Below are 14,876 nucleotides of genomic sequence, written 5' to 3' on the forward strand. Positions count from 1 at the left end.
TGGAGGGACCACACGGGTTCCGGGAGCGCGGAGGGGGCCCGGGCGTGGTGGGAGGCGGTTCTGTCCGTCACGTACAGGTGGAGCGGGCTCTTCATCCATCCGTACATGTGCGGAATCCGCAGCCCTGCCTACGCTCGACGGTATGAACACTCCCTCTTCCGAGCCCCGCGGCCCCGTCGACTCGTCCCGCATTCCCCGGTACGCCGGTCCGGCGACGTTCGCCCGGCTGCCGCGCCTGGACGAGGTCGGCGGGCGTACGGATGTCGCGGTCGTCGGCGTTCCCTTCGACGCGGGCGTCTCCTACCGGCCGGGCGCGCGCTTCGGCGGCAACGCCATCCGCGAGGCGTCGCGACTGCTGCGGCCGTACAACCCGGCTCAGGACGCGTCGCCGTTCGCGCTGGCGCAGGTCGCGGACGCCGGTGACATCGCGGCGAACCCGTTCAACATCAACGAGGCCGTCGAGACGATCGAGGCCGCCGCCGACGACCTGCTCGGGTCGGGCGCGCGGATGATGACGCTGGGCGGGGACCACACCATCGCGCTGCCGCTGCTGCGGTCGGTCGCGAAGAAGCACGGACCGGTGGCGCTGCTGCACTTCGACGCGCACCTGGACACGTGGGACACGTACTTCGGGGCGGAGTACACGCACGGAACGCCGTTCCGCCGGGCCGTCGAGGAGGGCATCCTCGACACGGAGGCGCTGTCGCACGTCGGTACGCGGGGGCCGCTGTACGGCAAGCAGGACCTGCGGGACGACGAGAAGATGGGCTTCGGCATCGTGACGTCCGCCGATGTCATGCGGCGGGGTGTGGACGAGGTCGCGGACCAGCTCCGTCAGCGCATCGGGGACCGCCCCCTGTACATCTCGATCGACATCGACGTGCTGGACCCGGCGCACGCGCCGGGCACCGGGACGCCGGAGGCCGGGGGCCTCACCTCGCGCGAGCTGCTGGAGATCATCCGGGGGCTGTCCTCCTGCAACCTCGTCTCGGCGGACGTCGTCGAGGTCGCGCCCGCGTACGACCACGCGGAGATCACGTCGGTGGCGGCGTCGCACACGGCGTACGAGCTGACGACGATCATGTCGCGGCAGATCGCCGCTGCGCGGGGCTGATCCCGGACTGGGGTGGGGGGGAAAGGTGCGGGGCGGTGGGTGGGTGCTGTTACCGCCTGGGGCTACGCCCCTCGCCCCCTGCACGGGCTGCGCCCGCGCGTCCTCAAGCGCCGGACGGGCTGGGTCGGCTGCGCCCGCGCGTCCTCAAGCGCCGGACGGGCTGAAGATGACCCCACCCCATGAGCGAAGCTTGACCCCATGACCCACGACCACGACCTCGTCCTGCGGCCCACCCCCGCCCAGACCGCCGCCGCCCTCGCCCCGCCCCCCGGGCGTACCGGCGGTGACCTGGTCGTGGAGACCCTCCGGGGCCTCGGCGCGACCACCGTGTTCGGGTTGCCGGGGCAGCACGCCCTCGCCCTCTTCGACGCCCTGCGCCGCTCGCAGCTCTCGTACGTCGGGCTCCGCGTCGAGAACAACGCCGGGTTCGCCGCGGACGGGTACGGGCGGGTCACCGGGGAGGCCGCCCCGCTCTTCCTCTCCACCGGGCCGGGAGCCCTCACCTCCCTCCCCGCCCTCCAGGAAGCCGCCGCCGCCTCCGCGCCCGTACTGGCGATCTCCAGCCAGGTCCCGACGGCCGGACTGGGCGGTGGGCGCCGAGGCCACCTCCACGAGCTCCGCGACCAGCAGGCGTCCTTCCGCGACGTCGTGAAGTCCGTGCACCTCGCCCGTACGCAGTCCCAGATCCCGTCCGTGATCGCCGAGGCGTGGGAGTCCGCGCTGAGTGCCCCGCACGGGCCCGTGTGGGTCGAGGTTCCGCAGGACGTACTGGAGGCGGAGACGGAGATTCCGGTCGTGGTCGCGCCGGACGGCATCCCGCACGAGCTCGCGCCCCGTCCCGAACTCACCGCCGTCGCCGCGCACTTGCTCTCCACCGCGACCCGCCCGGTGATCGTCGCGGGCGGCGGAGTCGTCCGTTCCGACGCGTCGAAGAAGCTCAGGCAGCTCGCCGAGCGGCTGAACGCCCCCGTCGTCACCACCTTCGGCGGCAAGGGCGCCTTTCCCTGGACGCACCCGCTGTCCCTCCAGTCCTGGCTGGAGGACCGGCACATGACCGAGTTCCTGGAGGAGGCCGACGTCCTGCTGGTGGTCGGGTCCGGGCTCGGTGAGCTCACCACCAACTACCGCACGTTCGCCCCGCGCGGGCGGATCGTCCAGATCGACGCCGATCTCGGGAAGCTGGAGTCCAACTACCCCGCCCTCGGCATCCACGCCGACGCCCGCCTCGCACTGACCGCACTCCTGGAGACCATCGACGAGGTCCGGCCGGACGACACGGCCGCCACCGCCGTACGGGACGTACTCGACCGCGTCCGGACCCGCATCGCGGCCCAGGGCCTCGACCAGGAGCAGCAGCTTCTCGCCGCGATCCGCGAGGCCCTCCCGGCCGCCGCCCCCAGCTTCTGGGACATGACGATCCTGACCTACTGGGCCTGGTCCGCCTTCGACCCCGCCCGCCCCAACACCATGCACTCCGCGCAGGGGGCGGGCGGGCTCGGCTACGCCTTCCCCGCAGCCCTCGGTGCGGCCGTCGCCGACCCCGACAGCCCCGTCCTCGCCGTGTCGGGGGACGGCGGCGCGATGTACTCCATCGCGGAGCTGGCCACCGCCCGGCAGCACGACCTCCCCGTGACGTGGCTGATCGTCGACGACGGGGGGTACGGCATCCTGCGCGAGTACGCGGACGGGGCGTACAGGGAGCCGACGGGGACCGAGCTGGTCCGGCCCGACTTCGTGGCGCTGGCGGAGTCCTTCGGCGTGCCCGGGGTCCGTACGACACCGGAGACGCTGGCCGGAGACCTCGCGGCGGCGCTCAAGGCCCCCGGCCCCTCGGTCGTCGTCCTCCCGGCGCGGCTGCGGATGTTCGCGCCGACGCACGGGTAGCCCGTTGGGCGGGTCCTATCCCTGTGCAGCCACCCTGACCTCGGGCGGTCGGCTCTGAGACTCCGACGCGTCGACTGCCGACTCCTCGGTGAAGGGGCGGAACTCGACCGTCCAGGTGTCGCCGCTCAACTCCATCGTCAGCGCGGCTTCCAGCGCCAGCGCCAGGCGGCCCAGCAGCGGCAGCGTGGGCACGGTCCCGCCCAGTTCCATCTTGGACAGCTGGGGCTGGGACATGCCCGCCCGGCGGGCGAGCACGGTCTGCGAGAGCCCGAGTGCGGTACGCCTGTCGTAGATGATCTGCCCGAGGTCCCAGGCGAGATCGCGCTCCTTGCGCCGCCGCTCCCGCTCGGGGTCCTCGGCAATCCCCTCGGCGACCTTCCGGTCCCGGGATCGCTTCCACTCTGCGTGACTGACCATGGGGTCATCCTCCCTCAATCGGTGCGGCTGAATTCGTCTTCCGCAGGTTTGTGCTCGGCCTCGCACTCGGCCTTGGCCCGCCGTGCGCGGGCTACTTCGGCGACTTCCCGCTGCCGCTTCTTGCGAAAGACGGTCAGCATGACGACCCGGTGGCCGGGGGCGAGCCAGTAGGTGATGCGGACGGCCGTGCGGTCGTGGCCGATGTTGAAGCGCAGCTCCCGGACGCCGTCTCCCAGGTAGCGGGAGAAAGGCTCCCGCAGGCTGGTGGCCATGCGGCGGAGGCGTTCTGCCGCGTCCTCGACCGCCTCGTAGTCGTCGGCGGGCAGGTTCATCAGCCACAGCCGAACCTCCGGCTCGATCTCGATCTCGAAAGGATCACTCATGCGTGAGAACGTATAGACGGCCAAGCGTATATCTGTGGGAACGGTTACGCAGTCCCTCGAAGGTGTGATCCCGTCGTTTCGGGTGACGCCGAGATTCCGTCCCTCCTCTTTCCCTGTGACGTACAACCTTTTCCGTCCGCCCGAGTCATGTGAGGCGGGAGTGCCGGAAAGGCACTCCCGAGCCACTTGAGTCCAGGGGGACGGGGAAGCATGTCCGCACGCACCAGCACCATCCAGAACCGCCGAATACGCAGGGGGATCACCGCCGCCGCCCTCGCCGCCGGAGTCCTCCTCCCGGTGGCCGCCGCAGGCCCCGCCACCGCCGCCGCACCCACGGTGACGTGCAGCTCCAACAAGGCCGGGCTCGCGAAGAAGCTCACCGCCGACCTCACCGCCGCCCTGCGCGGCCGCCCCGGCACCGTCGCCCTCGCCCTCTACGAGCGGTCGACCAACACGTACTGCTCCCTGAGGTCCTGGGACTCCTTCGACTCCGCCAGCATCGTCAAGGTCACCGTCCTCGGCGCTCTGCTGCACGACGCGCAGAAGAAGAAGCGGGCACTGAGCGCCACCGAGCGCAACCGCGTCACCGCCATGATCACCAAGTCCGACAACAACGCGACCAGCGCGCTCTGGAAGCAGCTCGGCACGGGGAAGATCAACGCCTTCCTGAAGGCCGCCGGGATGACCCGCACCAAGCCCGGCGCGAACGGCTACTGGGGGCTCACCCAGGTCAACGCCTCCGAGCAGAGCAAGCTCCTGGCCCTGCTGACCCGGCGGAACACCGTCCTCACCGACGCCTCCCGCGCGTACGCCCTGGACCGGATGGCCCGCGTCGTCCCCGCCCAGCGCTGGGGCACCCCGGCCGGTGCGCCGGGCGCGGCGAAGGTCCAGGTCAAGAACGGGTGGCTGCCGCGCGCGACGAAGGGCTGGCGGGTGCACTCCCTCGGCGTCTTCACCGGCCTCGGCCACGACTACACGATCACCGTCCTCACGCACGGCAACAAGACGATGCAGCAGGGCGTGGACACCATCCAGGCCGTCTCCCGCGCCGCCCACCGCGACCTGAACCCCGCCGCGAGCGGCAAGCCGCGCACCTTCCAGGCCCCGGTTCCGGCCGTCACCCCGCCCGCCGTCCCGCACGAGGTGATCCCGCCCGTGCCGGAGGCTCCGGCGCACTGAGAGGGGCTGCCGCACCCCCGTTCGTTTGTTGCGGCGGGATGAAATCCGCAGCTCGCGACGTTGGAGCCTTCCGGCGGACCATGGAACGACCGGGAGGCACCACGTGGCAGGGAACGAACGAAAAGAGCAACCCGAAGAGCTGAGCGGGCCGGGTTGGGCCCGCCGTCTGACCTCGTACGCCTGGCGCTACCGCACCAACGTCCTGCTCGCCCTCGGCTCCTCCCTCCTCGGCATGGCCGTCATGGCCCTCGTACCGCTCATCACGAAGATCGTGATCGATGACGTGATCGGGAAGGGGAGCCGGTCGCTCGCCGTGTGGACCGGTCTCCTCATAGGCGCGGCCGTCGTCGTGTACGTCCTGACGTACATACGCCGCTACTACGGCGGCAAGCTCGCCCTCGACGTCCAGCACGACCTGCGCACCGAGATGTACGGGACGATCACCCGTCTCGACGGCCGCCGCCAGGACGAGCTGTCCACCGGGCAGGTCGTCGGCCGCGCCACCAGCGACCTCCAGCTGATCCAGGGCCTCCTCTTCATGCTCCCGATGACGATCGGGAACGTCCTCCTCTTCGTCATCTCCCTCGTGATCATGGCGTGGCTGTCCCCGCTCCTCACCCTGGTCGCCCTCGCCGTCGCCCCCGCCCTCTGGTTCATCGCCCGGCTCAGCAAGAAGCGCCTCTTCCCCGCCACCTGGTACGCCCAGGGCCAGGCCGCCGCAGTCGCCGGAGTCGTCGACGGGGCCGTGTCCGGCGTCCGCGTCGTGAAGGGCTTCGGGCAGGAGGACCAGGAGACCGGCAAGCTGCGCGAGGTCTCGCGGCGGCTGTTCGCAGGGCGGCTGAGGACCGTCAGGCTCAACTCCCGCTACACCCCCGCCCTCCAGGCCGTACCCGCCCTCGGCCAGGTCGCCATGCTCGCCCTCGGCGGCTGGCTCGCCACCCGGGGGCAGATCACCCTCGGCACCTTCGTCGCCTTCTCCACGTACCTCGCCCAGCTCGTCGGCCCGGTGCGGATGCTCGCCATGGTACTGACCGTCGGGCAGCAGGCGCGGGCTGGTGTCGAGCGCGTACTGGAGCTGATCGACACCGAGCCGGCCATCGAGGACGGGACGAAGGAGCTTCCGGCGGATGCTCCCGCGACCGTCGAGTTCGACGGCGTCGGCTTCGCGTACGAGGAGGGGCGTCCGGTCCTCGACGGGTTCTCGCTGGAGATCCGCGAGGGCGAGACCGTCGCCGTCGTCGGGTCGTCCGGCAGCGGCAAGTCGACCGTCTCGCTGCTGCTGCCCCGCTTCTACGACGTCTCGCGGGGCGCGGTCCTGGTCGGCGGGCACGATGTGCGCGAGCTGACCCTGGAGTCGCTGCGGGCCGCCATCGGCCTCGTCCCCGAGGACAGCTTCCTCTTCTCCGACACCGTCCGCGCCAACCTCGCGTACGGCGTCCCGGACGCGACGGACGAGCAGATACGCGCCGCCGCCCGCGCCGCCCAGGCCGACCGCTTCATCGACGAGCTGCCCCACGGGTACGACACCAAGGTCGGCGAGCAGGGCCTGACCCTGTCCGGCGGCCAGCGGCAGCGGCTGTCGCTCGCCCGCGCCATCCTCACCGACCCCCGTCTGCTCCTCCTCGACGACGCCACCTCCGCCGTCGACGCCCGGGTCGAGCACGAGATCCACGAGGCGCTGAAGGGCGTCATGGCGGGGCGGACGACGCTGCTGATCGCGCACCGCCGCTCGACCCTCAACCTCGCCGACCGCATCGCCGTCCTCGACAACGGACGCCTCGCCGACATCGGCACCCACGCGGAGCTGGAGCGCCGCTCCGCCCTCTACCGCCGCCTCCTCACCGACCCGGACGAGCTGGGCGGCGTATCGCCGGGGCACACGCCGAAGACGGTTCCCGCCGCGCCCGACGACCGGTCGGTGCAGGCGGAGCTGGACGCCGAGTTCGACGCCGAGCGCGGCATCACCCCCGACCTGTGGATACGGGACGAGTCCGACCCGGCCAAGGGCACCGACCACGCGCCCGGGATGCCGGCCACCCCCGAACTGCTCGCCCAGGTCGACGCCCTGCCGCCCGCCGACGACGTGCCGGACATCGACGAGGCCCGTGCCGTCGCCCCCGAGGACTCGTACAACCTGCGCCGCCTGCTGCGCGGCTTCGGGCTCCCGCTGCTGGTCAGCCTGAGTCTGGTGGCCGTCGACGCGGGGATGGGGCTGCTGCTGCCGGTGCTGATCCGGCACGGCATCGACGAAGGCGTCACCCAGCTCGCGCTCGGCGCGGTGTGGACGGCCGCCGGGCTCGCCCTGCTCGCCGTACTCGTGCAGTGGGGGGCGCAGATCAGCGAGGCCCGGATGACGGGACGCACCGGGGAGAGGGTCCTGTACTCGCTCCGGCTGAAGATCTTCGCGCAGTTGCAGAGGCTCGGACTGGACTACTACGAGCGGGAGCTGACCGGGCGGATCATGACCCGGATGACGACGGACGTGGACGCGCTGTCGACGTTCCTCCAGACCGGTCTGGTGACGGCCTTCGTGTCCGTCGTGACCTTCCTCGGCGTGATGGTGGCGCTCGTCGTCATCGACGTGGAGCTCGCCCTCGTCGTCTTCGCGACGCTTCCGCTGCTGGTCGTCGGCACGTACTTCTTCCGGAAGAAGAGCGTCCAGGCGTACGAGCTGGCCCGCGACCGGGTCGGCGTCGTCAACGCCGACCTCCAGGAGTCGGTGGCCGGACTGCGCATCGTGCAGGCTTTCGGGCGGGAGAGGGCGGGCCGCGAGCGGTTCGCCGACAGCAGCCGCAGCTACCGGCAGGCGCGGGTGCGCGGACAGTGGCTGATCTCCGTGTACTTCCCGTTCGTGCAGCTCCTCGCGTCGGTGGCGGCCGCGGCCGTGATGATCGTCGGGGCGGGGCGGATCGAGGCCGGGACGCTCACGGCGGGCGCGCTCGTCGCGTACCTGCTGTACATCGACCTCTTCTTCGCCCCCGTCCAGCAGCTCTCCCAGGTCTTCGACGGCTACCAGCAGGCCACGGTCTCGCTGCGCCGCATCCAGGAACTGCTGCGCGAGCCGACGTCGACCGTCGGGGCCGACGCTCCGAAGGACGTGCTGTCGCTGCGCGGGGAGATCGCCTTCGAGGACGTGTCGTTCAAGTACGGCGATGAGGAGGAGGCGCTGTCGGAGGTCTCGCTGCACATACCGGCGGGGCAGACCGTCGCCTTCGTCGGCGAGACCGGCGCGGGAAAGTCGACTCTGGTCAAGCTGGTGGCGCGTTTCTACGACCCGACCTCGGGCCGCGTCACCGCGGACGGCTCCGATCTGCGCGACCTCGACATGACCGCGTACCGGCACCGCCTCGGCGTCGTCCCGCAGGAGGCGTACCTCTTCGCGGGGACCGTCCGTGACGCGATCGCCTACGGGCGGCCCGACGCCACCGACGCCTCGGTCGAGGCGGCGGCCCGCGCGGTCGGCGCGCACGACATGATCGCCACGCTCGACGGCGGCTACCTGCACGAGGTCGCCGAGCGGGGCCGCAACCTCTCGGCGGGGCAGCGCCAGCTCATCGCGCTCGCCCGGGCCGAGCTGGTCGACCCGGACGTGCTGCTCCTCGACGAGGCGACGGCGGCTCTGGACCTCGCCACCGAGGCGCTGGTCAACCAGGCGACCGACCGCCTCACCGGCCGCCGTACGACGCTGGTCGTCGCGCACCGGCTGACCACGGCCGCCCGGGCGGACCGGGTCGTGGTCATGGACCACGGGCGGGTCGCGGAGGACGGCACGCACGACGAGCTGCTCGCGCTGGACGGCACGTACGCGCGGCTGTGGCGGACCTTCGTGGGGGAGGACGAACCGGCGGCGGTCTGATCCGCCGGTCGGCCGGGCCGGTGGGGGACGCCCGGTCCGCCGCCCCCTTCACCGCCCCCTTCACCGCCTGTTCCGCCGTCCGCCGCCGGTCGTCCTCTTTGCCCGTGCAACCGATGCATGGCCTTCGTGCGTCGTACGTGCATACGATCCCCGGGTCGGCGGGGCGAACATGTTCGGTCGGGCGTTAGGTGTTCGGCGGGGCGGGTGGGGGCAGGCGTGGGTCCAATGGGACGAATAAGGCGAAGAGTGACCGGTGCGTTCGCTGTGGCGGTCGTGGCCGGGCTGCTGACCGTGGGCGGTCCGGCCGTGGGCCGGGCGGACGCGGCGGCGGCCTCCTGCGCCGGGACACGTGTCAAGACGTACGGCTTCGCGACCGGCGAGGTCCGCGTGTTCCGGAGCGGCAACTACGTGTGCGCCATGGCGGTCGCCAAGAGGTCGGGCGTGCGGCAGAAGATACGGGTCAGCATCCAGGCGCGGGGCGGCAGGCCGGCCGTCGACGCGGGGACGTACACGCAGCGGGCGGGGCCGGTGACGGTGTACGGGAAGAGCCGGTGCGTGCGGGTGGAGGGCTCGGTGGCGGGGAGGGGGACCGCCTCGGGCTGGATCTTGTGCTGAATTGTCCAACTCGCCTGGTGACAAAGGGGTTTGAGGGAACTAGGTTCACCCTGTTGTCCGTGTGCCGACAGGGGAGTGGTTCATGCGCAAGACGTTCCGGGGAGTGGTCGCGGGAGCGGTGCTCATAGGCGCCGTCGGAGCGACCGGAGGGGCGGTGCAGGCCGCCGAGCCCGCCGGGCCGAGACCCGCGTCGGCACCGGCCGCCGACGCCAAGTCCGACGTACAGGCCGACATCAAGGACCGCCTCCTCGCGATACCGGGCATGAGCCTGGTCGAGGAGAAGCCGGTCGACGGCTACCGCTTCTTCGTCCTGAACTACACGCAGCCGGTGGACCACGCCCGCCCCTGGAAGGGCACCTTCCAGCAGCGCCTGACGATCCTGCACAAGGACGTGAACCGGCCCAGCGTCTTCTTCACCAGCGGCTACGACCTCTACACCAACCCGTCGCGCAGCGAGCCGACCCGGCTGATCGACGGCAACCAGGTGTCGATGGAGTACCGCTTCTTCACCCCGTCCCGCCCGCAGCCCGCCGACTGGTCGAAGCTCGACATCAAGCAGGCCGCCGACGACCAGCACCGCGTCTTCACCGCCCTGAAGAAGATCTACGGCAAGAAGTGGCTGGCCACCGGCGGCTCCAAGGGCGGCATGACCGCCACCTACTACGAGCGCTTCCACCCGCGCGACATGGACGGCGTCGTCGCGTACGTCGCCCCCAACGACGTGAACAACCGCGAGGACTCGGCGTACGACCGCTTCTTCCAGACCGTCTCCACCAAGGGGTGCCGCGACAAGCTCAACGCGGTGCAGCGCGAGGCCCTGGTGCGGCGCGGTCCGCTGAGCGCCAAGCTCAAGAAGTGGGCCGCCGAGAACAAGGCCACCTTCCGCACCGTCGGCAGCCTCGACAAGTCGTACGAGTCGTCCGTCCTCGACTTCGTCTGGGCGTTCTGGCAGTACAGCGACGAGTCCGAGTGCGCCGACGTCCCCGCCGCCGACTCCTCCGACGACGTCATCTACAACTACGTCGACGCCAAGTCCCCGTTCGCGTCCTACACCGACCAGGGCCTGGACCCGTACACCCCGTACTACTACCAGGCGGGCACCCAGCTCGGCGCCCCCCAGTACACGTACCCGCACCTCAAGGGCCTGATGAAGTACGGCCCCGAGTACTTCCAGCCGCGCGCCTACGTGCCCCGCGAGATCTCCATGACGTGGCAGGACAACGCCATGAAGGACGTCGACCGCTGGGTCAACCGCAACGCGCGCCAGATGATGTACGTGTACGGCGGCAACGACCCGTGGGGCGCCGAGCGCTTCCGCCCGGCCCCGGGCGGCGACAACCACGTCTACACCGTGCCGGGCGCCAACCACGGCGCGAGCATCTCCGGCCTGCCCGTCGACGAGCGGGCCGCCGCCGTCGCCCGGGTCCTGAAGTGGGCGGGCGTCGCACCCGCCGCCGTCCAGGCCGACCCGTCGACGGCGAAGCGGCTCACCGCGTACGACGCCGCCCTGGACCGGACCGAGCTGAACAGGGAGCAGTCGCTGCGCCCGTAGCGTCCCCCGTGGTTCACACCGGCCGGGCGCAGCCCACCGGGTTCCCGCCGCCCAGCTGCACGTACAGCCGGGTGGCGGGCGGGCACTGGGGGCGGGTGTCGACCGCGCGGGTCACCTCGTACTCCGGGGAGCGCGCCCCGGAGCCGTCGCACGCGGTCTCCTTCACCCGGCCGCCGCCCGCCATGTACAGGCAGTCCCCGACGATCGTGTGCGGTCCGCCGCCTCCGCCGGGGTCGCCCGGGTGGGGGTCGGTGAGGTTGCGCATGCAGGCGTAGCCGCGCGGGACGACGCCGTCGCCGTTCTCGTCACCGGTGGGGCTGGACTCGGAGATGTGCAGGACGAAGTCGGTGGTGACCGGGCACGAAGGGCCGTTCCCCGCCTGCCCGTTGTAGCGGGCGGTGACCTTCGCCGCCGCGCGCTCGCTGCCGCAGGAGACCTCGCGCGGGGTCTTCCCGTACGAGCTGCACTCGCGGACGTCGAGGAAGACGGCCCCGTACCCGGACGGGGTGACGGGCAGCGAGTCGACGGCCCTGCCGGGGTCCTCGGTGCCGTCGTCGCCCCCGAAGACGGTCTGACAGCCGGTGAGCGCGGTGACGGCCAGCAGGGCGGCGGCCCATCCGGTGACCCATGGCCTCGCGGTGGCCCAGGTCCTCGCGGTGGCCGATGGCCTTGCGGCGGCCCAGGTCCTTGCGGGGGCTCCGGCCCTTGCGGTGACTCCGGCCCTTGCGGTGGCCGATGGCCTTGCGGTGGCCCAGGTCCTTGCGGTGCCTCCGGCCCGGACCGCGTCTGTCTTCTTGCGCATGCAGCATCCCCCCGATACCTCTGCACCTTCGCCCAGAGTGGCCCGTCGCGGCGGGCGCACGCCAGGCTCACGGGGGCTTTTACGTCGTACGGGGCACGCCGACGGGCCCTGCTCGCACCCGAGTTCGGCCGCCCGGCCCCCGGGCCTCCCGCGTCACTCCCCGCGCCCGCTCTCACTCCCGTACCAATTTCCCGGGACCATGAAATCCCGGGAACCCAGCCGCGCCCCGCTCCGTCCAACTGCCGTACTGCTGGTGAGTCTCCGCAGAGCGGTGTCGGCCCACGCTGCTGGCTGCGTTCGCTGACTCCCCTCTCCAACCGCCTGCGGCCAGCAGCACACGCCGCCACCGGTGCGCCCCCCTCCGAATGCGCCGGTGGCGGCCCCTCCCCCTTCTCCGGCAGGACCCAACTCCGTACCCCTGCACGCCTCTTGACGGGTACTTACTTTCAGGGAAGCGTGACCCCGCTGGAAGTTTCCGTCAAGGACTGACGCGTCCGTCGAGGGCTTCACGAAGGGGTACCCCCGTGCCGATCCGCACCTTCACGCCATCCCGCCGCACCCTGCTGGGCGCGAGCGCCGCCGCAGTGGCCGCAGCCGTCACGGGAGTCGCTCCCGTCGGGGCCGCCGAACGGCCCTCCGCACATTCCGACGCCCGGCTCAGACGCCTGATCGCCTCCATGACCCTGGAGGAGAAGGTCGGCCAGCTCTTCGTGATGCGGGTCTACGGGCACTCCGCGACCGCCCCCGACCAGGCGGACGTCGACGCGAACCTCAAGGAGACGGGCGTACGCAACGCCGCCGAACTGATCTCCAAGTACCACGTCGGCGGCATCATCTACTTCGCCTGGGCGCACAACACCCGCGACCCGCACCAGATCGCCGACCTCTCCAACGGCATCCAGAAGGCCGGGTTGGCCGAACACCACCGCATCCCCCTCCTCATCTCCACCGACCAGGAGCACGGCATCGTCGCCCGCGTCGGCAAGCCCGCAACTCTGATGCCGGGGGCCATGGCGCTCGGCGCGGGAGCCTTCCGGCGGGGCACCCGGGACGCACGCGAGGCCGCCCGCATCGCGGGCCGCGAACTCCTCGCCCTCGGCATCCGCCAGAACTACGCCCCCGTCGCCGACGTCAACGTCGACCCCGCCAACCCGGTCATCGGCGTCCGCTCCTTCGGCTCGGTGCCGGAGTCGGTCGCGGCCCTCGTCGCCGCCCAGGTGAAGGGCTACCAGGGGGCGGGAATCGCCACCGCCGCCAAGCACTTCCCCGGCCACGGCGACACCAAGGACGACAGCCACGACCAGCTCCCGCACATCGACCACACCCGGCAGGAGTGGGAGGCCCTCGACGCGCCGCCCTTCCGCGCCGCGATAGCCGCCGGGATCGACTCGATCATGACGGCGCACATCGTGGTCCCGTCCCTCGACCCGGCCGAGGACCCCGCGACCCTCTCCCACCCCATCCTCACCGGCGTCCTGCGCGAGCAACTCGGTTACGGGGGAGTGGTGGTGACCGACTCCCTCGGCATGCAGGGCGTACGCACGAAGTACGGCGACGACCGCGTCCCGGTCCTCGCGCTGAAGGCGGGCTGCGACCAGCTCCTCAACCCGCCCAACCTGGCGGTCGCCTGGAACGCGGTGCTGGCCGCCGTCAAGGGCGGCGAGCTGACCGAAGCCCGCCTCGACGAGTCGCTGTTGCGCATCCTCCGCCTCAAGGCCCGCCGGGGCCTCTTCGACCGTCCGTACGTCACCCACCGGGGCGTCGACCGGACGGTCGGCATCCGTTCCCATCTGGCGGCGGCGGACCGCATCGCGGACGCGACGACGACGCTCCTCGTCAACGAGGGCGGCCTGCTCCCCCTTTCCCGCCGCAGGCACCGCCGCGTCCTGGTCGTCGGCGTCGACCCGGCCTCCCCCTCCGGAACGACGGGCCCGCCCACCTCCGTCCTCGCCGCCTCCCTCACCCAACTGGGCTTCACGGCAATGGCGTTGTCGACCGGCTCGGCCCCCTCCCGCGCCAAGATCGACGAAGCGGTGGCGGCGGCGCGGGCGGGCGCGGACGCGGTGCTCATCGCCACGCGGAACGTGTCGGCGACGAGCGCGCAGCGGACGCTGGTCGCGGAACTGGTGGCGGTGGGCGTCCCGGTGATCGCCCTCGCGGTCCAGAACCCTTATGACGTCGCCCACTTGACGGGTCTGGGGGTCCGGGCGCACCTGGCCGCCTATTCCTGGACGGACGTCGAGATGCGGGCGGCCGCCCGGGTGCTCACGGGGAAGGTACGCCCGTCGGGCCGCCTGCCCGTGCCGGTCCAACGGGCGGACGACCCGTTGAAGGTGCTCTTCCCGGTGGGGCGCGGGCTCTGCTTCTAACGCGCGTCACGCGGTCGATCGGCATCGGGGTGCGCCTGCGGCTGGCCACCCCGATGCCGCCCTTTCGTCGAAGCCCGAGCGACCGACGGGCTTAACCCGCCGCCGCGACCGCCTACCCGGATCGAGCACGACCACCGGAAACTGACGGCAGCCCTGGGTGGGCCTGGACCCTAGGGATTGGCTACGGCTTGTCCTGGGTGTCATGGACCCGGTCGGTGAAGAGAATCCCGTTGAGGTGGTCGGTTTCGTGCTGCAGGCAACGAGCGAGCCATCCGGTTGCTTCTACGGTGACGGGCTTGCCGTGCAGGTCAACGCCGTCCACAATGGCGTATTCCGGTCGGGCGAGCAGGGCGAAGCGGTCCGGCGCTGACAGGCAGCCCTCGTCGCCGTGCGCTATCTGCTGATCGCCGGGGTTGATGGAGCGCAGAACCGGGTTCACGACGTGCCCACGTTGCGGCCGTCCGTCGGTGTCCGGGCAGTCGTAGACGAAGACGCGCCGGGGTACACCGATCTGGTTCGCCGCCAGGCCCACGCCGTCCGCTGCGTACATGGTGGCGAACATGTCGTCGATGAGCTGTGCAAGGGCGGTGTCGAACGATACGACCTGCTGGCACGGCTGGTGCAGGACAGGGTTTCCGCGAAGGACGATGTCGTGCACTTCGCCTGTGCGGGTCTGTTGTTCCACCTGTCTACCTTCTTTCTGTG

General features: G+C 71.5%; 11 protein-coding genes. 7 read left to right on the forward strand and 4 right to left on the reverse strand.

Annotation, left to right across the window (positions count from 1 at the left end; translation table 11 throughout):
- Positions 1 to 142: 142 nt before the first annotated feature.
- Together speB and OG897_RS06545 are read left to right on the forward strand one after the other, a co-directional pair.
- Positions 143 to 1,114, forward strand: a complete 972-nt coding sequence (speB, locus tag OG897_RS06540) for an agmatinase (RefSeq protein ID WP_266653761.1) — start codon at positions 143 to 145, stop codon at positions 1,112 to 1,114.
- A 198-nt stretch (positions 1,115 to 1,312) separates the two neighbouring features.
- Positions 1,313 to 2,998, forward strand: coding sequence for a thiamine pyrophosphate-binding protein (locus tag OG897_RS06545; protein ID WP_266653763.1), 1,686 nt, complete (start codon positions 1,313 to 1,315; stop codon positions 2,996 to 2,998).
- A gap of 15 nt (positions 2,999 to 3,013) precedes the next feature.
- Here OG897_RS06545 and OG897_RS06550 read toward each other — a convergent pair whose 3' ends face one another.
- Positions 3,014 to 3,415 carry a helix-turn-helix domain-containing protein gene (locus OG897_RS06550; RefSeq protein WP_266653764.1) on the reverse strand — a complete coding sequence of 134 codons (402 nt, stop codon included), beginning with the start codon at positions 3,413 to 3,415 and terminating at the stop codon, positions 3,014 to 3,016.
- A gap of 14 nt (positions 3,416 to 3,429) precedes the next feature.
- Positions 3,430 to 3,798 carry a type II toxin-antitoxin system RelE/ParE family toxin gene (locus tag OG897_RS06555; RefSeq protein WP_266653765.1) on the reverse strand — a complete coding sequence of 123 codons (369 nt, stop codon included), beginning with the start codon at positions 3,796 to 3,798 and terminating at the stop codon, positions 3,430 to 3,432.
- 210 nt (positions 3,799 to 4,008) lie between these two features.
- On the opposite strand from OG897_RS06555, the gene OG897_RS06560 reads away from it, so the two are divergent.
- The 4 genes from OG897_RS06560 (at position 4,009) to OG897_RS06575 (ending at position 11,000) form a co-directional block, all read left to right on the forward strand.
- The gene (locus OG897_RS06560) at positions 4,009 to 4,977 is read left to right on the forward strand and encodes a serine hydrolase (protein WP_266653766.1); all 969 of its coding nucleotides are present in this window, start codon (positions 4,009 to 4,011) and stop codon (positions 4,975 to 4,977) included.
- Positions 4,978 to 5,080: 103 nt separating this feature from the next.
- The gene (locus OG897_RS06565) at positions 5,081 to 8,833 is read left to right on the forward strand and encodes an ABC transporter ATP-binding protein (RefSeq protein WP_266653768.1); all 3,753 of its coding nucleotides are present in this window, start codon (positions 5,081 to 5,083) and stop codon (positions 8,831 to 8,833) included.
- 246 nt (positions 8,834 to 9,079) lie between these two features.
- Complete coding sequence (locus OG897_RS06570; RefSeq protein ID WP_266653769.1) at positions 9,080 to 9,448, forward strand: hypothetical protein; 369 nt, start codon at positions 9,080 to 9,082, stop codon at positions 9,446 to 9,448.
- 82 nt (positions 9,449 to 9,530) lie between these two features.
- Positions 9,531 to 11,000, forward strand: coding sequence for a S28 family serine protease (locus OG897_RS06575; protein ID WP_266653771.1), 1,470 nt, complete (start codon positions 9,531 to 9,533; stop codon positions 10,998 to 11,000).
- Positions 11,001 to 11,013: 13 nt separating this feature from the next.
- Here OG897_RS06575 and OG897_RS06580 read toward each other — a convergent pair whose 3' ends face one another.
- A complete protein-coding gene (locus OG897_RS06580) occupies positions 11,014 to 11,604 on the reverse strand; it encodes a hypothetical protein (RefSeq protein WP_266656613.1) in 591 nt (196 codons plus the stop codon).
- A 722-nt stretch (positions 11,605 to 12,326) separates the two neighbouring features.
- Here OG897_RS06580 and OG897_RS06585 point away from each other — a divergent pair.
- On the forward strand, positions 12,327 to 14,171 hold the full coding sequence (locus OG897_RS06585; protein WP_266653773.1) for a glycoside hydrolase family 3 protein: 1,845 nt from the start codon (positions 12,327 to 12,329) through the stop codon (positions 14,169 to 14,171).
- A gap of 181 nt (positions 14,172 to 14,352) precedes the next feature.
- Here the strand turns inward: OG897_RS06585 and def are convergent, their stop codons facing one another.
- The gene (gene def / locus OG897_RS06590; RefSeq protein WP_266653775.1) at positions 14,353 to 14,856 is read right to left on the reverse strand and encodes a peptide deformylase; all 504 of its coding nucleotides are present in this window, start codon (positions 14,854 to 14,856) and stop codon (positions 14,353 to 14,355) included.
- Between the last annotated feature and the right edge of the window lie 20 nt (positions 14,857 to 14,876).

Source organism: Streptomyces sp. NBC_00237, from assembly GCF_026342435.1.
Taxonomy (GTDB): Bacteria; Actinomycetota; Actinomycetes; order Streptomycetales; family Streptomycetaceae; genus Streptomyces.